The sequence below is a fragment of the Streptomyces sp. NPDC111628 genome (assembly GCF_055635195.1).
In genome coordinates this window covers 779,169-798,985 of sequence record NZ_JBVKBZ010000002.1, presented here as the reverse complement: position 1 = coordinate 798,985, position 19,817 = coordinate 779,169, and the positions used below count along the sequence as shown (strand labels likewise).

The following is a 19,817-nucleotide window of genomic DNA, read 5'->3' as shown; positions in this document are numbered from 1 at the left end:
CTGGAGCAGACCCGGCGCCCGGTCGCGGCAGCGATTCCGGGTGCCTGCCTGGCCTGCTTCTGGCGCCCGCCCCGGTGCCGCTCGGGACGCGGGAACTCACTGCCGCCGCGACACCGGACACCGGGGCGCGCAACACCGTCAGAACGGCATCCGTCCCCCACTCGCGCGAGACAGGCGCCCGCCCACCTGAGCAGCGGTCTCCCGCAGCCAGATGTGGGCCGCGTCGTGTGTGTGGACCGGGTGCCACCACATCGCCTCCTGCAGGGGCACGGCCTCGTAGGGCGGCCTCATGACCCGCACGGCGGCGAGCGGAGCGAGCAGTCGGGCGAGCCGGGCCTGGACCAGGGCGATGCGCCGGGTGCCGGCCACCAGCAGGGGCAGCAGCTGGAAGCTGTCGACGGACACCTCCACGTGCGGCTCGATGCCGAGCATTCCGAGCTGGCGGACGGCCGGGGCGTCGTAGGTGCGCTGGTAGGTCACCCAGGGCAGCCGGGCCAAGTCCTGACGGGTGAGCCGGTCCCCGACGCTCGGATGCCCCTCGGCGACGAGGAAGACCCACTGGTCGTCGTACAGGTCGGTGGCCGGGAAGTCGCTGATGACGCCGTGCGGCATGAGCAGACCGTCCGTGGCGCTCAGGAGGGTGGCCGTGTCGTCGACGACGGTGGGCGGCGTGTGGGAGAAGCGCAGCCTGATGCCGGGAGCCTTCTCGTGCACGACACGGGCGAGTTCTGTGCCGAAGACGGCGACGGCGTAGTCGGATGCCACGAGCTTGAACTCGCGGTTCTCCCTGGCCGCGTCGAATTCCGCCTGACTGGCGAACAGGCGTTCCAGTACCTCGTAGGCGGTGGAGGTGCGGTCCAGGAGGACCTGTCCGAGGGCGGTCAGTTCGTAGTGACCGCCCACGCGGGCGAGCAGGTCGTCGTCGAAGTGGCGGCGCAGGCGGGACAGGGCCGCGCTCATGGCGGGCTGGCTCAAGCCGACGCGCTCGCCGGCCCGCGTGACGTTGCGCTCCTCGAGCAGGGCGCGCAGGGCGACGATCAGGTTGAGGTCCAGACGAGCCAGGTTCACGTGCCTTCTCCCCTACTGTTCCGCGTGGACCAGGCGAGATTTGCGGCATGGATGACAGTCATCCATACAATCTATTTCCCTGATCCGCGGTGGCAGGTTCAGATTAGTCCCACCGCAATCAGGAGGACATGTCCGTGAAACCCGAACCCGCGTCCGCGCTCTTCGCCGGCCCCTTCGCCCTCGCGACTCTCTCAGTCCCGGGCGCGTCCCCATTCCCGGCTCTCGTCACCGTCCAGGGGCAGGTCTTCGACCTCCGGGTCGCCTTCACCGACGAGCAGCTGACGGTGCGCGGCCTCCTGGAGGACTGGCAGGCGTTCCTGCCTCGTCTGCGGTCCCTGGCCGGCGACGCCACAGCCCCCCGAAGGCCGCTGGCACACTTCCGGGTGCACGCGCCGGTCGAGCCGCGCCAGGTGCTCCAGTCCGGCGCCAACTACCGGCAGCACGTGATCGATCTGCATGTGGCTCATCGCGGCCCCGGGGACGACCGGCCCGAGGAAGCCCGGCGCGAGGAGGCGGCGGAGCTCATGGACCGGCGGGCGGCCGAGGACCTGCCGTACGTCTTCATCGGCCTGCCGAGCGCGATCACCGGCCCCTACGACGACGTGGTGCTCCCGTCCTGGGCCGAGCAGCCGGACTGGGAGCTCGAACTGACGGCGGTCATCGGCCGAACCGCCCACCGCGTGGCTCCGGACGAGGCCTTGGAATACGTGGCCGGCTACACGATCGCCAACGATCTCACCGACCGTGCCAGTGTCTTCCGCCGTGACATGCCCGCCATCGGCAGCGACTGGCTGCGCAGCAAGAACGCGCCCGGCTTCACCCCGCTCGGCCCGTGGATCGTGCCCGCCGAGTCGATCGCAGACCCGGACGACCTGCGTCTGACGCTGAAACTGAACGGCGAGACGATGCAGGACGAGTCCACCAAGGACATGGTCTTCGACGTGGCGCGCATGGTCTCCCACGCCTCGCAGACCGCCTGTCTCCTGCCCGGCGACCTGGTGCTGACCGGCAGCCCGGCCGGCAACGGCATGCACTGGGGCCGGCTGCTGCACGACGGCGACGTCATGGAGGGTTCGGTCACCGGGCTCGGCACCCAGCGCACCCGCTGCGTGGCGGAGGCGGCACGGTGACCCTGGACCGCACCGACCCCGAGGGGTCGATCGCCCGCGCTGCGAAGGCGTACTCCAACTGGGGCCGTTGGGGAGAGGACGACGTCCTCGGCACCCTCAACTTCCTCGACGAGGCCAAGCGCCGCGAGGGCGCGTCACTGGTCCGGCGGGGCGTCAGCTTCTCCCTCTCGCAGCGGTTCGACATGGACGGCCCGCAGAAGGGCTGGCGGCGGCGCACCAATCCGGTGCACACCATGATCGACACCGGTGCCGACGCCGCTCTGGGCAATCAGGGCTTCCCGCACGGTCTCGGCGGCGCCGACGACGTCATCGCCATGCCCTTGCAGTGCTCGACGCAGTGGGACGGGCTCGGGCACATCTTCGACTACGGCAAGGCGTGGAACGGCAGGCCGGCCGAGCAGGTCGTCACCTCCGAAGGCGACCTGGTCACCGGCATCGAGCACATGGCCTCGCCCGTCGCCGGACGTGGCGTACTCCTGGATGTCGGCCGTGCGCTGGGCGAGAACGGTGAGCTGCCCGACAGCTTCGCGATCACCGGCGACCACCTGACGGCGACCGCCGCGGCCCAGGGCGTGACCGTGGGGCGCGGGGACATGGTCCTGGTGCGCACCGGGCAGCTCGCCCGGGTCCGCCGGGAGGGCTGGGGCGACTACGCCGGCGGTCCCGCACCCGGCCTTTCCTTCACCTCGGCCGGCTGGCTGCACCGCAGTGAGATCGCCGCGATCGCCACCGACACCTGGGGCTTCGAGGTCCGCCCGAACGAGTTCGAGCACGCCTTTCAGCCCCTGCACCAGGTCGCCATCCCCAACATGGGGCTCCTCATCGGCGAGATGTGGGATCCGGAAGCCCTCGCCGAGGACTGCGCCGCCGACGGCGTCTACGAGTTCTGGCTCACCGCCGCGCCCCTGCCCATCACCGGCGCGGTCGGCTCGCCCGTCAATCCGATCGCCGTCAAGTAGCCGGCGGAGCGAAGGAGTTACCTCATGAGCAGAGCCCGCACCGTACTGGTGATCGGCGGCGGCGCGGCCGGCAACGCCGTGACGATCCTGCTGCGCCGAGCCGGTCTGGCCGTGGACCTGGTCGAGGCCAAGGGCGACTGGAACGCCACCGCCGGTTCCGGCATCACCCTCCAGGGCAACGCCCTGCGCGTGCTGCGCGAACTCGGCGTGTGGGACGAGGTGGAGGCGTCCGGCTTCGGCTTCGGCGCCGTCGGTATCACCGCCCCCGACGGCGCGGTCCTGCACATCGGCCACGACGTCCGCACCGGCGGCGACGACCTGCCCGCCACCGTCGGCATGCAGCGTCCCCGTCTCCAGCAGATCCTCATTGAGGCCGTGCGCGCGAGTGGCGCCCGGATACGGCTGGGCACCACCGCCGAATTGCTCGTCCAGGATGCCGAAGGCGTGTCCGTCCGCCTCAGCGACGGCACTACTGAAGGCCGCTACGACCTGGTGATCGCCGCCGACGGTCTGGGATCCGCCACGCGAGCCGCGATCGGCATCACCGAGAGACCCGCGCCGACCGGCATGGCCATCTGGCGCGTCGCCGCCCCGCGCCCGCGGGGAGTGACCCGCACGGACCTCGCCTACGGCGGGCCCGCCTACATCGCGGGGTACTGTCCCACGAGCGACACCACCCTCTATGCGTACGTCGTCGAGGCCAACCGCGACCGCGCCTCCATACCGCCCGAGTCGTACGCCGACGAGATGCGACGCCTCGCCTCCGCGTACGGCGGCCACTGGCCGGAGATCACCGAGCACATCACCGACGCGACGAAAGTCAACTACACCTGGTTCGACCAGATGCTGGTGGAAGGCTCCTGGCACCGCGGCCGCGTCGTCCTGATCGGTGACGCCGCCCACTGCTGCCCGCCCACCCTCGCCCAGGGGGCCGCCCTGTCCCTGGAAGACGCCTGGGTCCTCGCACAGATGCTGGCCGACTCCGAATCCTGGGACGACGCGCTGTTCCAGGCGTACTACGAGCGGCGGATCACCCGCGTGCGCCCCGTCGTGGAAGCCTCCGTGCAGATCGGCCAGTGGCAGCTGGACAGTGTCCACGACGCCGACGTGCCCGGCCTGATGGCCCGCACCATGTCGATGCTCCGGGAGCTGCCATGACCGTACCCATCACCGAGGTGCCCACGGTCGACGTGCACGCCCACGTCCTGCTGCCCGAAGTCGAGGCCCTCGTCGCCGACGCGCCCGGCCTGGCCCAAGCCAAGGTATTGGACACCCGCCGCAACGGGCCCGCCGCACTCGACGTCAACGGCTCCATGGTGCGTGAGCGTCTCCCCCGGCTCACCGACCCCGCCGTGCGGCTGGCCTCGATGGACGCCCAGGGCGTGGACGTACAGCTCGTCAGCCCTTCACCTTCGCACTACCACTACTGGGCGGAGGCGGAGACCGCGGAAAAGCTGTACCGGCTCGCCAACGAGGCCACCGCCGCGCACTGCGCCGCCGCCCCCGACAGGCTCCGTGGCCTCGGACTTGTTCCCCTCCAGCACCCGGACCTGACGTCCAAGGCGCTCGATCACGCGTTGGAACTGGGTCTGCTGGGTGTGGAGATCTCCAGTCACGCGCCCGGACGGGAACTGTCCGACCCGGCCTACGAACTCTTCTGGGCCCGGGCCGAGGAGACGGGCGCGCTGCTCTTCCTGCACCCCTTCGGCTGCACCCTGGACGAGCGCCTGGACCGGTGGTACCTGTCCAACACGGTCGGCCAGCCCACCGAGAACGCCGTCGCCCTCTCGCACCTGATCTTCTCCGGTGTCCTGGACCGGCACCCGGGCCTGCGGCTGATCGCCGCGCACGGCGGCGGCTACCTGCCGACCCACATCGGCCGCTCCGACCACGCCTGGTCGGCCCGCTCCGACGCGGGCGCGAGCTGCGCCCACCTGCCCAGCAGCTATCTGAAGCGCCTGTACTTCGACTCCCTCGTCCACGACCCGCACGTGCTGCGCGAACTGGTCCGCGTCGCCGGTGCCGGCCGGGTGCTGCTCGGCTCCGACTACCCCTTCGACATGGGCACCGAGGACCCGGTCGGCGCCCTGCGCGCCGCGCGACTGCCCGAGGCCGACTTCCACGCCGTCCGGGGCGGCAACGCCGCCGCCCTCCTCCGGAAGGACTGACACCATGCGTCTGCTCACCCACCTGCGGCACGTCGACCTCGCCGTGCCCGACTACGACAAACAGCTCGACTTCTACTCCGGTGTCTGGGGCCTGACCAAGGTCGCCGAGGACTCCGGCCTCTCCTTCCTGGCCGCCGAGGGCTCCCCCGAGCAGTACGTCGTACGGCTGCGCAAGGCCGAGGAGAAGCGCCTCGACCTCGTCTCCTACGGCGCCGCCTCCGCCGCGGACGTCGACACGCTCGCCGAGCGACTGCTCGCGGGCGGCGTCCAGTTGGTCTCCCAGCCGGGCAAGGCCGACACCCCCGGCGGCGGCTACGGCTTCCGCTTCTTCGACGTCGACGGCCGCACCATCGAGGTCCTGGCCGACGTCGAGGTCAGGCGGCACCGCAAAATCGAGGAGAAGGAGGCCATCCCGGTCAAGCTCTCGCACGTCGTCCTCAACTCCCCGGACCTGAACCGCACCCGCGAGTGGTACGAGCAGCACCTCGACTTCGCGCTGACCGACACCCTGATGCACCCGCGGATGGGCGAGGCGATGCACTTCATGCGGATCAGCAACCAGCACCACTCCATGGCCATCGCCCAGGGCCCGCACACCGCCCTGCACCACATCTCCTTCGAGATGCGCGGCCTCGACGAGTACATGCGCGGTTCCGGCCGCGTCATCCGCGCCGGACACCGGAAGATCTGGGGTCCCGGCCGCCACCTGGCGGGCGACAACACCTTCACCTACTTCCTCGACCCGCACGGCAACACCGTCGAGTACACGACCGAGCTGGAACTCCTCGACGAGGACACCTGGCACCCGCATGTCTACGACTTCACCCGGCCCGAGGTCACCGACCAGTGGGGCACCGCCAACCCCATGAACGAACTCGTCGCCAAGGAGTCCTTCAACGCCCCCGACCGCGGCGTCTTCGTCGCCCCGCCGGTCTGACCCTCTCCCGACCCCGGGGGCGCGGCAGCCCTGTCACCGCCCTGACTCAGCACGCCACGCCCCCGGTCCTCTGCTCTCAGGACATCGCTCATGCGCTTCGCCGCCTACGAACACCGTCACGACACCGGTGTCGCCGTCGTCGACGGGGACGGTACTCTCCGCCCCGTCCCCGGTGCTCGCTCCCTGACCGAACTCATCGTCTTCGGCCGGGGGCTGTCCACGCTGCTGGAAGCCGGTGCCTCCGCACTGGACCTCCCGCCCGGCCCCCACGTTTCCCAGGTCCGCCTGCTCGCGCCCCTCCAGCCTCCCTCCGTACGGGACTTCGTCACCTTCGAGGAGCATGTCGAGGGCGTACGGCGCTCCGTCGACGGCGCGTCGGGTGTGCCCGAGCAGTGGTACGCGGCCCCGACCTTCTACTTCACCAACCCGCACGCGATCTACGGTCCCGGCGACGACATCCCCGTGCCACCCGGCTCGGCCGTGCTGGACTTCGAGCTGGAAGTCGCCGCCGTCATCGGCCGTGAGGGCCGAGACCTCACCCCCGAACAGGCCCGCGACCACATCGTCGGCTACACCGTCTTCAACGACTGGTCCGCGCGCGACCTCCAGTCCGCCGAGATGAAGGTCGGCCTCGGCCCCTGCAAGGGCAAGGACACCGCCACCACCCTCGGCCCGTACCTCGTCACCGCCGACGAACTGGAGCCTTACCGGGACGCCGACGGCTTCCTGCCCCTGGCCCTGACCGCCGAGGTCAACGGCGAGCAGGTCGGCGAGGACCTGCTGTGCAACATGAGCTGGACCTTCGAGGAGATGACCGCCTACGCCTCCCGCGGCACCCGCGTCGTCCCCGGCGACGTCCTCGGCTCCGGCACCTGCGGCAACGGCGGCTGCCTCGCCGAACTCTGGGGCCGGCGCGGCGAACAGACCCCGCCACCCCTGAAGCCCGGCGACACCGTCACCCTCACGGTCGAGGGCATCGGCACACTGACCAACACCATCGTGCCCGGCGCCCATCCCGTGCCCGTACCGACCGGCCGTCGACGGACCCGGGAGCGGCCGTGAACGACCTGCGACCCAAGAGACTGCTCGGCAAGGTCGTCGTGATCACCGGTGCGGCGCGTGGCCAGGGGGCTGCCGAGGCCGAAGCACTCACCCGGGAGGGTGCCCGGGTCATCGCCACCGACGTGACCGAGGCGCCCGGCTGCCGGCGGCTGGACGTCAGCAGCGAGCGGGACTGGGCCGAGCTGGCCACCGAGTTGCGTGAGGCCTACGGGCAGGTGCACGGCCTGGTCAACAACGCGGGCATCACTTGGCGGGCCCGCCTCGGCGACGTCCGGACCGAGGACTTCGAACGCGTCCACTCCGTCAACGTCACCGGCCCGCTCCTCGCCATCCAGCACCTGGCGCCACTGATGCCGACGGGGTCGTCCATCGTCAACGTCGGCTCCTCCGCCGCGCTCACCGCCCACTACCCGGTCGCCTACACCGCCAGCAAGTGGGGACTGCGCGGCCTGTCGAGGACCGCTGCCCTGGAGCTCGGCCCGCGCGGAATCCGTGTCAACACCATCCACCCCGGCTACATCGAAACCGAGATGACGGCCTCCGCCGCCCCCGCCTTCCGCGAGGCCAACATCCGCGAGACTCCGCTGGGGCGCACCGACACGGTCGACGAGGTCGTGCCAACCGTCGTCTTCCTTCTCTCGGACGAATCGTCGTTCATCACCGGCGCGGACATCCCGGTGGACGGCGGCATGACCGCGCACGGCGGCGTCAAGTCCGTCTCCGACGCCCTGCGCGAGGAGACCTCGTGAAACGACTCGACGGCAAGGTGGCACTGATCTCAGGCACCGCCCGCGGCCAGGGCCGTGCCGCCGCCATACGCTTCGCCGCCGAGGGAGCACTCGTCGTCGGCGGCGACCTGCTGCACGAGGAGGCCGTCGAGACCCAGCGACTCATCGCGCGGGAGGGCGGCACTGTCCTCACACCCGGCCCGCTCGACGTCACCGACGAGGACTGCGTCCGCTCCTGGACCGAGGCGGCGGCCGACGCGTTCGGCGGCATCGACATCGTCTACGCCAACGCCGGCGCCGTCCGCTTCGGTGCCATAGACAGCCAGCCCTACGAGGACTTCGCCCTCACCATGCGCACCGAGCTGGACTCGGTGTGGCTGACCGTCCGCGCGGCCTGGCCACATCTGAGGCGCAGCCACGGGTGCGTCCTGACCGTCGGCTCGACGGCCGGGCTCACCGGCTCGCTCACCAACCGGCGTACCGCACATTCGGCTTCCAAGGGAGCGGTGATCGCGCTGACCCGCCAACTCGCCGCAGAGGGAGCCCCGTACGGCATCCGCGCCAACTGCGTCAGCCCCGGAATGATCGACACCGAGGCGACCCGCGGAGATCTGCTCGCAGCCGGCCACCCGATGCGCGGCATAGCCCGCCACATCCCCCTCGGGCGCGTCGGCTCGCCCGACGAGGTGGTCAACGCCGCCGTCTTCCTCGCCTCCGACGAGGCCACGTACATCACCGGCGCCAACCTCGTCGTCGACGGAGGCTGGTCCACCGTCCTGCCCGGCGCCACCCCCTGAAAGGACACTCCACGTGAACAAAGTGCGCGACAGTGCGACCAACGCGGTCGCCGACATCGGTGAGGGAGCGTCGCTGGCCGTCGGCGGCTTCGGCCTCAGCGGTGTCCCCGAAGCCCTCATCCGCGCCCTCCACGCGCAGGGGGCGAGCGGCCTGGAGGTCGTGTCCAACAACTGCGGCGTCGACGGCCGCGGCCTCGGCGTCCTGCTCGCGGCCGGCCGTATCGCCCGGGTCACCGGCTCCTACGTCGGCGAGAACAAGGAATTCGCCCGCCAATACCTGACCGGAGCACTGGAAGTGGAGCTGGTGCCACAGGGCACCCTCGCCGAACGGCTGCGGGCAGGCGGCGCGGGTATCCCCGCCTTCTACACCCCGGCCGGCGTCGGCACCCAGGTCGCCACCGGCGGACTGCCCTGGAGGTACGCCCCGGACGGTTCGGTCGTCGTCGCCTCCCCGCCCAAGGAGACCCGCGACTTCGCGGGCCGCCCACACGTCCTCGAACACGGCATCACCACCGACTACGCCCTCGTACGAGCCTGGCGCGGCGACCGCCACGGCAACCTCGTCTTCCGCCGCGCCGCCGCCAACTTGAACCCCCTCGCGGCCATGGCCGGCCACGTCACCGTCGCCGAGGTCGAAGAACTCGTCGAACCCGGCGAACTGCCCCCCGACGAAGTACACCTGCCCGGCATCTACGTCCAGCGAGTCGTGGAACTCAGCGCCGAACAGGCCGCCGACAAGCAGATCGAGAAGAGGACGGTACGCGCATGAACACCCCGACGGGCTGGACCCGCGACCAGATGGCCGCCCGCGCCGCCGCCGAACTCACCGACGGCACCTACGTCAACCTCGGCATCGGCCTGCCCACCCTGATCCCCGGCCACCTCCCGCCCGACGTCCACGTCGTCCTGCACTCCGAGAACGGCATCCTCGGCACCGGCCCCTACCCCAGCGAGGACCAGGTCGACCCCGACCTCATCAATGCCGGCAAGGAGACCGTCACCGTCCTGCCCGGCGCCAGCTTCTTCGACTCCGCGCTCTCCTTCGGCATGATCCGCGGCGGGCACATAGACACCGCCGTCCTCGGCGCCATGCAGGTGTCGCAACGCGGCGACCTGGCCAACTGGATGATCCCCGGCAAGGTGGTCAAGGGCATGGGCGGAGCCATGGACCTCGTCCACGGCGCCCGCCGCGTCATCGCCCTCATGGAACACACCACCAAGGACGGCACTCCCAAGATCCTCAAGGAGTGCACACTTCCCCTCACCGGGGAACGCTGCGTCCACCGCATCATCACCGACCTCGGCGTCCTCGACATCACCGAGCACGGCCTCGCCCTCGTCGAGACCGCCCCCGGCGTCACCGTCGAGGACATCGTCGCCCGCACCGGCGCACCTGTGCGGCTCGACAGCTTCACGGCCGCCTGCTGACCGGAAGGCCCCCGCCCGCACCGCCCCCTCGGAGAGCCCACGGGCCGGTGCGCGCGCTGTCCCGACATCTGCCTTCACCAGCACGTCACCACGATCCGAAAGGAATACCGGACAGTGTTCGAGTACTTTCCCGGCAACTACGTGTGGAACCTCGGTGTGGTCGCCGCTCTGAACAGCGGCGGTCTGATCGACGAGGTGGACCGGGCCTGCCGGCCCCTCCGGGACACCGCGGCCCGTGGTGAGGACGTCGGCACCCGCGACCTCCTCGCCGCGTGGACCGGCCTGGTCGACTCCCTGACCGATCAGGCCGACGAAGCCGCCCGTACCGGCCGCACCCGCACCGCCGGACAGATGTACGCCCGCGCCGCCAACTACCTCGTCAACGCAGAGCGCATGCAAGCGGTGACCGAACCTGACCGCCTGGCCACCTATCAGCGCTGTCTGACCCTGATGCAGCGCTCCTTGGAACTGGTCGACCCGGCGACCTCACGGGTCGCCGTCCCGTTCGACGGGACCACGTTGCCGGGGTACTTCACCCGGGCCACCACTCCTGACGGCTCCCCGGCACCTGTCGTCATCATGTGGAACGGCCTGGACAGCACCAAGGAGCACATGTACCTGTCCGGCTTCCCGGCCGAACTGGCGACTCGCGGCATTTCCACGCTGGCGGTCGACTGCCCGGGCAGCGGCGAAGCCTTGCGCATGGGAGGTCTGACGGCACGGATCCAGACGGAGACCTGGGCGGCGGCCTGCGTCGACTACCTGGAGACGCGCCCCGATGTGCGCCCGGACCGCATCGGCATTGTCGGCTGGTCGCTCGGCGGCTACTACGCGCCGCGCGCCGCCGCCTTCGAGAAGCGCCTCGCGCTCGCGGTGGCCTGGGGCGCCAACCACGACTGGGGCGCCGTGCAGCGCCGTCGCCTGGAGCGGGAGGGCGAACGGCCCGTGCCCCACTACTGGGAGCACGTGCTCTGGGTATGGGGCCACGACGACCTCGACACCTTCATCGAGTTCGCCGACGGCGTCCGCCTCGACGGCGTGGTGGAGAAGATCACAGTTCCGTTCCTGGTCTGCCATGGCGCGAACGACCGCCAGATCCCGGTCGAATACGCTCACCGTTCCTACGACCAGGCGGTCAACAGCCCCAACAGGGAACTGCGAGTGTTCACCCGCGCCGAGGGTGGTGCGGAACACGTCGGTCTCGATCACCTCCCCCACGTCAGCTCCTTCGTCGCGGACTGGGTGGACGCGACTTTCACCGATCTGGACACCGGGCAAGCGTGAGTGAACCAGCACGCTGTACCTGGAGCCCGGCGCCGGCGACTTCGGCCTACGCCAGTTCGGCGAACTGCGCACAGCCGTCGAGTCGCACACCGGCCGCACCTACGTCCCCGAGGCGTACACGGGGTTGGCCGCTTCCGAGGGGCCTCACCGGACGGGAACAGCTGCCGAACAGTAGGAGCGGCAACCGGACTTGCCCCCGGGCTGGCTCACCGTATGAGAGAAGCAGAGACGAGGGCCCTGGGCCGCAGTCAACCACAGACATACCGTGCACGATGGGCGAGCTCCACCAGCCCGCTGCAGGCATAACGCCTACGGTCAAGGACCAGCGGTGATCGGCTGTTCCGTCCAGATGGTCTTGCCTTCGTGCCCGTAGCGGCAACCCCAGCGTGCGGTCATTTGGGCCACCAGGAACAAGCCGCGCCCTCCTTCGTCCGTGCTGCGCGCGCGGCGCAGCCGGGGCTGCGTGCTGCTCGGGTCGCTCACCTCACACACCAGCGCCTGCGCCGTGCGAATGAGCCGCACTTCGAGTGGGCCGCCGGCGTAGCGGACCGAGTTGGTCACCAGTTCACTGAGGACCAGCTCACTGGTCATCACGGTGAGGTCGTCCAAGCCCCAAGTGGTCAAGCACTTGGTCGCTGCGGCACGTATTGGGGCGACCAGCTCCGGGCGGGCCGCGAGTGACCACCGGGCATTGTGCGCGTCGTCGAAGGTCTTCAGGCGACACAGCAGGAGCACTACGTCGTTGGGCGGACCGCTGTCTACCCCGTCCAGCAGCCGGTCGGAGATCTCAGCCAGCCGCAGTCGGGACAGCGGCACGGTACCCAGCGCGCCAAGGACCGTCTCGGTCCCTCCTGCGCGGCGGCCTCTGGAATCGGCCGCAGCGGCGCAGACCAGGGCGTCGGGCAAGCCGTTGGTGTACAGCGCGACCAGGGAGCCGGGAGTCACTTCCCACTCGCTGACCTCGAACGGTGCCCCACCTGATCCCAGCGCGGGTCCCGGACGCAATGGCACGGGCATCGGCGTGCCGTCGGAAGGTGCCAGCACGGGTACCGAGTGCCCGGCACTGGCCACCGAGCAGCGTCGGCGGACCGGATCATGGACGAGGTACGTGCAAGTTGCGCAAACGGGTTCGGCCCCCATGCCGCCCTCGGCATTGAGCCGCCGAACCAGATCGTCGAGATGGGTCAGCAGCTCGTCGGGTTCCAGGTCGAGGTCCGCCAGCGTGTACATGGCGCTGCGCAGCCGCCCCATCGTCGCGCTGGCCTGGAGGCCGTGGCCAGAGACTGTGCCGGTCACCAACGCGACACGCGCGGAGGACAGCGGGATCACATCGAACCAGTCACCCCCACCGACACCGCGGCGCCCCGCGGGCAGATGGGCAGCGTAGGTCTCGGCGGAAGACGTGTCGGTGACCGTAGGGGGCAGCAAACGCCGCTGCAGGGACACCGCCGTGCGGTACTCGCGCTCATACCGACGGGCGTTGTCTATCGCCAGCGCACCGCGCGAAGTGATCTGAGCAAGCAGCCTCAAATCATCATCGTCTCCACTCCACTCTTCCTGGCACTGCATGATCACGGCCATGCCCATGACCAGCCCGCGCGCATACAGCGGCGCCACGATCATGGAGCGGGCGTCCGGTGGGACCAAGCGACGCAGGGCCTGCGGGTCCATCTCCCGGACGGATGCATCAGCCGGACGCAGACGTGTCACAAAGACCGATTCCTGGTCGAGCACCTCGCGGTGCCTGGACTTCGGCGCCGGCAGTGGCACTTTCTCGTCGATGCCGAGCAGTCCGGGAGGAAGATCGCCGCTGGTAGCCGCCCTCATCAATCTCGGGGGCGTCCTCAGCTGCCCATGCCGAGGCGGCTCATCACCGGCGAGTACCTCTTCAGCCAGGTCGACGAACGCCATATCGCCCATAGCCGGAACCAACAGGTCGGCAATGCCTTCAGCGGTCTCCCGGACATCAAGGCTCGCACCGATGCGCTTGCTGGCCTCATACATCAGCTCCATACGCCGACGCATGGCCTCATAAGTGCGCGTGTCAGGCATGCCTCACCTCCGAGCCAAGGCGACGCACTGATGCCGCCGAGACCGAAAAGCAACTACCTATGCAAGGTTGTACAGAAATGCTACGCCTGTCTCGTGCGAGGCACATGCACGCCTGCTTCCGTCTCATCGAAGCACGGACCAGAGTTCCGACTGGCGAAGCCGGAGATCTGGCCGAATGCGGGTACTGATGGTGAACGACACGCCCCCTATGGCAAGGCCGAGGCCCTCACCTGGAGCCGGGTCCAGCCCCTTGTGGCTGGGCGAAGGTGCCATGCCCGGGTACAGCGCGGCAAGGATGCCGGTCATGGAAGCGTTTAACAATGTGCACGACAGCAGGCGTCCGGCTGCGCTGCTACCTCGACCTGCGCCAACCCATCACCGCCCCGGCTCACCCCCGGACAACGCCTGCTGAATGCGCACCGAATTGCCCGACTTGAGCACACGGGCACTCACCGCGCCTTTCGGTGTTGACGCCGTCGCCACCCGCCAGAAGGACAGTCCCGCGCACATTCGTGCCACCTGGAACGGAACGGGGAGCGTGGAGGACGCCGCAAGGGCGCTTGGGTTCTCGCGGGCGAAGGGGTACGACCTGATCCGCAGAGGCCGGTTCCCGTGCCGCGTGCTTCGCATTGGACGAAGTTCGCGCGTCGTCACGGCTTCCCTGCTTCGCGTGCTCGAAAGCGGAGAACCGGAGTACAACGATACCCGCACCTGATGTCATCGACGCCTGGAGCCAATGACGAGGAGGCCCCGCCAAACACTCGGCGGGGCCTCGTCCCCGCACTCGCGCCAACACGGACGCCCTCAGCGGCGCGATCGCAAATCCGTCGTCCTCACAACTGCCGCAGGAACCTGACTGAGTGAGGAAGTGAACGCGTCCCGCGCTGACGCGTTCGACCTCACGGCGATGCCGCACCAGAGTACTCTGGTGCGGCATCGCCGTGAGGTCACGGATCGGCGCAGGGATCCCGTCAGGACACGTCTCGGTGGGCGCTCGCCGTATCACCCGGGTATCACGCAGCAATCACCAACTGGGCAGACCCTCCCGCACCAAAAGGCTCTGAACCGCAATTGGCTGCCTGTACTGGACTGACCTAGACGCCCCTGGACGGTCTCTACAACCTGTGCTATGTGGTACCGCGGGGCCCACTCGCTAGCGCCACGTACCACTCGACATCCGGGCCAGGTGCGGACCGAATCAGCCGGGCACTCAACGATGCCACTCCTGGTTGCAAGTCAGGAGCGAGATCGGGCATATACCACCAGCAGGCGAAGAACTTGATGCGAGCGCTCCACGAACCTCACTGCTAGAGCAGTCACACGCCTTGTAGAACATCCACAAGACGACGGACGGAGCGGCAAGCCCGTGCGCCAGAGCACTCGACTGTCCCAAGCCGGTTCGAAAATCTATGAGGTGGCCACCGAGCCTTCAGCGCAGATGCCACCACGTGGCGATACGCCAAGAACCTCACAGGCACCTGATGACGTGTCAGTAGAGTTAGCAAAGGGTTAGCAAGTGTCCTGCCACAGCCACCCACAGATGGACAGACCTTCGACGGTCACGGCGCAGCGCCGCGGGCTCACAGCGGACCCAGCCGCCCAGTGCGCGCGAGGATCCTGCAAGGGATGAGACAGGACAGGCAACCGGCTGGCCGTCACCGCCGGTCAGCCGTTCTCCCAGGTCAGCGAACCCTTCCGCGCGGCTTCAGCGGCACCGGAGGCAGTTCGGGGGCGGGCAGCGGGGCGCCGTCGTAGCCCTTCACTGTTCCGAATCTTGCCCCTTCCATCCAGTCCCGACGCGCCTGTACGATCTCCTCCTGCGACCGTCCGATCCAGTTCCAGAACATACGCATAGGCCAGCGGGCTTCAGTCATCGTTGCTGCGGGTGATGCGTTCGCGCAGTCTGAGCAAGCCGGTCCGTTCGGTGGAGTAACCCACAGTCTTCAGCGCCTTGAGAGCACGGTCCTCGAGTGTCCGCCACTTCGTGGCGCTGGCTTCGACGGCCTCGCGCACGGAGGTCCGCGTACCCCTGGGTACGGATTCCATCAATTGCGGCAGATACTGGATGGCCTGTTCGGCGGCTCCCTGGTTGGCTTCGAGCATAGGGAGCAAGACCGCTTGGAGCAGGCTGCGGCGGACTGCTTGGTTGGTAATGTTCGCGGCCTTCCAGAGTTCGAGTACGGCGCGACGGTCGGGGTTCCTGGATGCCCGGGTGTACCTGTCGATCAGTATCTCGGCAGCGAACGAGTCCGGCAGCGATGGCCACCCGACGGCGGTCAGCTTCTGCTCCGGCAGGTGAGTGCCCGGGCCACCCAACAGACGGTTCCAGAAACCGGCCTGGTCCTGCGCTGGCAGATTAGCCAGCCGCGATGCCACCGAATGGTGCAGTCCCGCGTCGGTCCGCTGCGGTGCCACTTGTCGGAGTATCACCGATACGGCGGTCAACAGATCCGTGGCCGAGGGCTCTTCCAGGGCGATCCACCAGGCCAATTCTTCGCCAGCATGGTCGGGGACGCTTCGGGCGTAGTTAGCCATGGTCGCCGCAGTCGGAAGGGCCTGCAGACCGTCCCTGCTGACGCCGGCGGCCGAGAGAAGGTGGTGAGCGCGGACTCGCTGGCGCGTGTGTTCCCACTCCGGGAGCCAGCCATAACTGTCAAGTGCACCCACCAAAGCGCGGGCCTCTTCTGGGCTCAGCGAAGCCGGTCCGGAAGAGCTGAGAGCACTCAAGCACTTGATCAGGACCGACTCGATGTAGGTCAGAAACGCATGGGAGTCCGGAGTGTCGGACTCATCCTCGCTAGTGAGCAACTCAGTGAGCACGGTCGCCTGGTGCCGGACGAGAGCCGTGCGCTCCAGCAGGCCGCTCTCCTCTAGTGGCCGAATCACCTCGAACAGCCGCAGTTGCTCGATCGCTTCCTCATCGGTCGAGGGCCAGGACAGCGACGGCAAGACGAAGCGCGTGATATACGGATGCCGGTCCGGGTGCTGGTAGTCGAAGAGCCCCATGAAGGCGTTGGCGATATCGCGGACTACGGCAGATTCCAGAGTGTCGTCCGGTCTGCTGGCCTGCATCCACAGTTCCTCAAGCAGGCTGTCGATCTCCGCGGACACATCATTTATGGCCGACTGCGGGTCCAGCAGCCGGAGCCACTGGGGCCACGTCTTGGCCGGGCACTGCCGGGCGTTCGTGAGAACCGCCTGTACCAGCTTCGCTTCTCCCACGGCGGGAATCAAGCCAGTCTTCTGTGACACGACGTCCCGGCCAAGGCTGCTGTCCAGTGCCAGCAGCAGTCCCACAACAGCATGCGCTGCTTCGGAGGACTCCTCGCACCAGTGCTCCAATAGGTGCTCCAGCCTCCGCAGCGCAGCGGCGGGAGACGGCGGCTCCGATAGAGGCTCGGTCGCGGCGATTCCCGGCCGTGCCTTGACTGTCTCCCATTCCGCGTGCTTTTCGATCAACACTTTGAGGTCTTCCGCCGTACGGGCGCCAACCTGTTGCATGAGGATCGCAGCATGCGCAGCGGGGAGCTCGGCAAGCATGTCCGCCATATCGTCGTCCTCGCCCAACAGCAGTTGAGTGGCGACCAGTTGCTTCACGCGTTCCACGTCCGCTGCTAGCGCCGGCTCGACATCACGCACCACCATGGCGGCCGTCGAGGCGTTCCGGCTGACCGAGGCATGTTGTAGGACGATCGCGCGCATTTCGAGAGCTGCGGGGCGGGAACTCGCTAGCGCCAGGCGCCAGCATCCGGCCAGAACCTCGTCTGGCACTTCGTGCGGGGAGTGAGTCAGGATTGGGGTGATGACCTCGACCGCTGTGTCAGCGATGCCTTCCAGAGGAATGGTTGTGTCGCCGCAGACAGCCAGGACGGAGTGTGCGACGTTCTCCTCCTCCAAGCCGATCGCGTCCCGGGCCTGCTGGGTTAGCAGCGCCAGCGCGGCGGGGCGTTCTTCGGGGGGAAGCACACCAAGGGACGACAGTACCGCGTCCAACTCGGCGTTCTGCGCCTGTTCCTCGAGCGTCTCGGCCAGGGCTGCGGGCAGTCCGAAAATACTGCCGCTCGTCTCCATGAAGATCAGGTCACGGCCAGGGCCCGGCACCGTCCGGGTCCGTTTGAGGTACGCCACGAGTTGCTGGCCGTGGTGCCTTCGGACCGAACCCGTTTCTTCCTCGCTGTCTTCCTCTTCGTCCAGGCCCTCAGGGCCACTGAGGTGCTGGTCGACCGCGGCGTCCAGGTTCGCGTACCTGCCCGCAGCGGCCCTGACTTGCGGCCGTACATGGAACCCCAGGTGGGCTTCGGGATTCTCGGCCAGTGCCAGTACGTATGCACATAGACGATGGTCAAGCATCAGGTCTCTGGCGAACAGAGGAAACTCCACTCGGAGGCAGACCAGTTTGGCGATCTCCTCGGCCCGAGTGGTGGGATCGGTCTCCAGCAACCCGTCCGCTGAACGACGTTGAGCCAGTCGGTAGGTCAGAACAAAAGTATTCAGGAGCGCCTTGACCCGACGAGGGCTACGTACGTGCGATGGCACCAGGATGCTGACCACCAGATTGACGTCCATCGTTGCCCACACGCCGCCCCGCCCGCGGACGAGGCCGGCGGCGAAGTTGGTCACCTTGGGCACCAGTAGCGGCGGGAGACTGATCTGGTACTGGAACACCTTGTCCAGGTAGCCGCTACCGCTGCTGTAGTACGGGTTTACAGCGTCGGCGGGCGTGGCCTGTTCCAAGGCGCGCGTCAGCGCCTCTTCCAAGACCTGCTGGTCGGCGGCAACGACGAAGACACAGCCGTCAACTCCCAGGAAGGTACGCAGGGCATCGAGCGTTGCCACGACATCGGAAGGCTTGCACCGGTCCAGCTCATCGACGAACACAACGAGCCGTTCCACCCGGGAACGTGTGACGAGTTCCGCGAATAGCTTCTCGAACTGCTCGTCGCTATTGGCTGCCTCTGTCTTGTGCTCGCGGGTGAGAGTCCGGGACACCAGGACCATTATCGAGGTCAATAGGACCGCCGGCGCGAGGCCCGCCTTCAACGCTCCTGCCGTCATATTGGCAAAGGTGGGCCGGAAAGCTCCTCCGTGCAACCAGGCGAAAAGAGCCATGACCAGAACAAAGAAGGCGACAACGACGCCGAACGTGAGAGAGAACATCTTCACGAGGCGCTTCACGTCGCCCCGCTCGAACTGCAACTTCGCAGCTACTCGGCCACCGTAAAGCTCGTCGTGGAACTTCGCGTCGTCGACCCCCAGCGCAGCGGCAACAGCGAAAATGAAGTTTCTGCGAAGTGGGTTCTCCGCGTACTTGAAGGCGTCGAATCGCACAAACCGCACCCCCTGCGGCCTGTCGAGCAGCCTATTCAAGAGGTTACCCACGCCCGATTTACCAGAGCCCCAAGGCCCCCAGACGGCGACGTTGGTCGGTGTGGGTACCGACAGGACCACATCGTAGAGCTGATCGGCGATGTGACTGTGAGCCAGCCGGTCACCTTTGGCGTCGTCGACCTCACGATCCTGGACCAGGTCGTCCAACTCCAGACGACTGTTGTTCGCTTGTGCCACTACGACCCCGCCTTCGGGCTTGCTTCGCCCACGTCCCCCTGAAGCACACGACTTTCACCGTTGCTCCGCCTGCGCAACACGATAAGCGGCACCACTGACAACGAGACCCTTCCGAGTACACAGTGGCCCGCTCCCTGGGGTACGGCACCATGGCGACCAGACTGTTACGCCCCCCTCAAACAAGATCGCCCGCATCCTGAGTCGGCTGCCCGGACGGCTCATCCCGTACACGGTGGAAGACGCCGATTGTTCTCGGCATCGCCCTGAGCAAGGGATCATCTGCAGCGCACGAAGTGACGGAAGACGGTCCACCCTGAGCGTGCAGCGATTCGACCTATACGGCACCGTGCAGGGTGCCGCTTCCCCCCTCGTGACCCCACGGCAATGGCGCTAGGACTCGACGGCTGGGTGGTAGCCACGGACGTACACGCGGAGGGCAAGGTGGCAGGGAGACGCACATACCGGCGACCGCGCCCGTGCGTTTCCACCCGACGCGGCGATCTGCGACGCCTGCCCGCAGGAGCCATACGTACCGGTGACCAGGCACGTTCCCGGCGTACGGTCGCGACCACTGTGCACCGCGCCCGGCCTGCCCGGTGGTCGGTCCCGCCGGCGCAACCGTGTCAACATTCACGCTCG

The 19,817-nt window shown here is 68.2% G+C and carries 15 protein-coding genes and 1 pseudogene; 12 read left to right on the top strand and 4 right to left on the bottom strand.

The window, feature by feature from the left end:
• Window positions 1-138 precede the first annotated feature (138 nt).
• Window positions 139-1,068, bottom strand: a complete 930-nt coding sequence (locus ACZ7MF_RS11240; RefSeq protein ID WP_471475950.1) for a LysR family transcriptional regulator — start codon at window positions 1,066-1,068, stop codon at window positions 139-141.
• Between the two features lie 128 nt (window positions 1,069-1,196).
• On the opposite strand from ACZ7MF_RS11240, the gene ACZ7MF_RS11235 reads away from it, so the two are divergent.
• The 11 genes from ACZ7MF_RS11235 (at window position 1,197) to ACZ7MF_RS11185 (ending at window position 11,561) form a co-directional block, all read left to right on the top strand.
• The gene (locus ACZ7MF_RS11235; protein ID WP_471475948.1) at window positions 1,197-2,198 is read left to right on the top strand and encodes a fumarylacetoacetate hydrolase family protein; all 1,002 of its coding nucleotides are present in this window, start codon (window positions 1,197-1,199) and stop codon (window positions 2,196-2,198) included.
• Complete coding sequence (locus ACZ7MF_RS11230; RefSeq protein ID WP_471475947.1) at window positions 2,195-3,157, top strand: cyclase family protein; 963 nt, start codon at window positions 2,195-2,197, stop codon at window positions 3,155-3,157. The genes ACZ7MF_RS11235 and ACZ7MF_RS11230 overlap by 4 nt, the downstream gene beginning before the upstream one ends.
• Before the next feature lie 24 nt (window positions 3,158-3,181).
• On the top strand, window positions 3,182-4,315 hold the full coding sequence (locus ACZ7MF_RS11225) for an FAD-dependent oxidoreductase (protein WP_471475946.1): 1,134 nt from the start codon (window positions 3,182-3,184) through the stop codon (window positions 4,313-4,315).
• Window positions 4,312-5,325 carry an amidohydrolase family protein gene (locus ACZ7MF_RS11220; RefSeq protein ID WP_471475944.1) on the top strand — a complete coding sequence of 338 codons (1,014 nt, stop codon included), beginning with the start codon at window positions 4,312-4,314 and terminating at the stop codon, window positions 5,323-5,325. Before ACZ7MF_RS11225 ends, ACZ7MF_RS11220 begins: the two co-directional genes overlap by 4 nt.
• 4 nt (window positions 5,326-5,329) lie before the next feature.
• Window positions 5,330-6,262 carry a VOC family protein gene (locus ACZ7MF_RS11215; protein WP_471475943.1) on the top strand — a complete coding sequence of 311 codons (933 nt, stop codon included), beginning with the start codon at window positions 5,330-5,332 and terminating at the stop codon, window positions 6,260-6,262.
• Between the two features lie 90 nt (window positions 6,263-6,352).
• Complete coding sequence (locus tag ACZ7MF_RS11210; RefSeq protein WP_471475942.1) at window positions 6,353-7,324, top strand: fumarylacetoacetate hydrolase family protein; 972 nt, start codon at window positions 6,353-6,355, stop codon at window positions 7,322-7,324.
• Window positions 7,321-8,073 (top strand): SDR family NAD(P)-dependent oxidoreductase, encoded by a 753-nt coding sequence (locus ACZ7MF_RS11205; RefSeq protein ID WP_471475941.1) that lies wholly within the window; start codon window positions 7,321-7,323, stop codon window positions 8,071-8,073. The genes ACZ7MF_RS11210 and ACZ7MF_RS11205 overlap by 4 nt, the downstream gene beginning before the upstream one ends.
• Window positions 8,070-8,849, top strand: coding sequence for an SDR family NAD(P)-dependent oxidoreductase (locus tag ACZ7MF_RS11200; RefSeq protein ID WP_471475939.1), 780 nt, complete (start codon window positions 8,070-8,072; stop codon window positions 8,847-8,849). The genes ACZ7MF_RS11205 and ACZ7MF_RS11200 overlap by 4 nt, the downstream gene beginning before the upstream one ends.
• A 13-nt stretch (window positions 8,850-8,862) precedes the next feature.
• Window positions 8,863-9,618, top strand: a complete 756-nt coding sequence (locus ACZ7MF_RS11195) for a CoA transferase subunit A (RefSeq protein ID WP_471475938.1) — start codon at window positions 8,863-8,865, stop codon at window positions 9,616-9,618.
• Entirely contained in the window at window positions 9,615-10,277 is a 663-nt protein-coding gene (locus ACZ7MF_RS11190) for a CoA transferase subunit B (protein ID WP_471475936.1), read from the top strand. Before ACZ7MF_RS11195 ends, ACZ7MF_RS11190 begins: the two co-directional genes overlap by 4 nt.
• 114 nt (window positions 10,278-10,391) lie before the next feature.
• Window positions 10,392-11,561, top strand: a complete 1,170-nt coding sequence (locus tag ACZ7MF_RS11185) for an alpha/beta hydrolase family protein (protein WP_471475934.1) — start codon at window positions 10,392-10,394, stop codon at window positions 11,559-11,561.
• A gap of 315 nt (window positions 11,562-11,876) precedes the next feature.
• Here the strand turns inward: ACZ7MF_RS11185 and ACZ7MF_RS11180 are convergent, their stop codons facing one another.
• Window positions 11,877-13,613 carry an ATP-binding SpoIIE family protein phosphatase gene (locus ACZ7MF_RS11180; RefSeq protein ID WP_471475933.1) on the bottom strand — a complete coding sequence of 579 codons (1,737 nt, stop codon included), beginning with the start codon at window positions 13,611-13,613 and terminating at the stop codon, window positions 11,877-11,879.
• Window positions 13,614-14,025: 412 nt separating this feature from the next.
• On the opposite strand from ACZ7MF_RS11180, the gene ACZ7MF_RS11175 reads away from it, so the two are divergent.
• Window positions 14,026-14,328 (top strand): helix-turn-helix transcriptional regulator, encoded by a 303-nt coding sequence (locus ACZ7MF_RS11175; protein WP_471475931.1) that lies wholly within the window; start codon window positions 14,026-14,028, stop codon window positions 14,326-14,328.
• A 967-nt stretch (window positions 14,329-15,295) separates the two neighbouring features.
• On the opposite strand, the pseudogene ACZ7MF_RS11170 reads toward ACZ7MF_RS11175, so the two are convergent.
• Window positions 15,296-15,460: pseudogene (locus tag ACZ7MF_RS11170) on the bottom strand (pirin family protein); the annotation flags it as partial.
• 19 nt (window positions 15,461-15,479) lie between these two features.
• Window positions 15,480-19,178: a KAP family P-loop NTPase fold protein gene (locus ACZ7MF_RS11165; RefSeq protein ID WP_471475930.1), complete on the bottom strand. Its 3,699-nt coding sequence runs from the start codon at window positions 19,176-19,178 to the stop codon at window positions 15,480-15,482.
• Window positions 19,179-19,817 lie beyond the last annotated feature (639 nt).

Excerpts from the sequence above, each read along its gene's own strand:
- ACZ7MF_RS11235 (WP_471475948.1), top strand. The coding sequence starts at position 1,197 with ATGTCCGTGAAACCCGAACCCGCGTCCGCGCTCTTCGCCGGCCCCTTC.
- ACZ7MF_RS11225 (WP_471475946.1), top strand. The coding sequence starts at position 3,182 with ATGAGCAGAGCCCGCACCGTACTGGTGATCGGCGGCGGCGCGGCCGGC.
- ACZ7MF_RS11220 (WP_471475944.1), top strand. The coding sequence starts at position 4,312 with ATGACCGTACCCATCACCGAGGTGCCCACGGTCGACGTGCACGCCCAC.
- ACZ7MF_RS11215 (WP_471475943.1), top strand. The coding sequence starts at position 5,330 with ATGCGTCTGCTCACCCACCTGCGGCACGTCGACCTCGCCGTGCCCGAC.
- ACZ7MF_RS11210 (WP_471475942.1), top strand. The coding sequence starts at position 6,353 with ATGCGCTTCGCCGCCTACGAACACCGTCACGACACCGGTGTCGCCGTC.
- ACZ7MF_RS11190 (WP_471475936.1), top strand. The coding sequence starts at position 9,615 with ATGAACACCCCGACGGGCTGGACCCGCGACCAGATGGCCGCCCGCGCC.
- ACZ7MF_RS11180 (WP_471475933.1), bottom strand. The coding sequence starts at position 13,613 with ATGCCTGACACGCGCACTTATGAGGCCATGCGTCGGCGTATGGAGCTG.
- ACZ7MF_RS11175 (WP_471475931.1), top strand. The coding sequence starts at position 14,026 with ATGCGCACCGAATTGCCCGACTTGAGCACACGGGCACTCACCGCGCCT.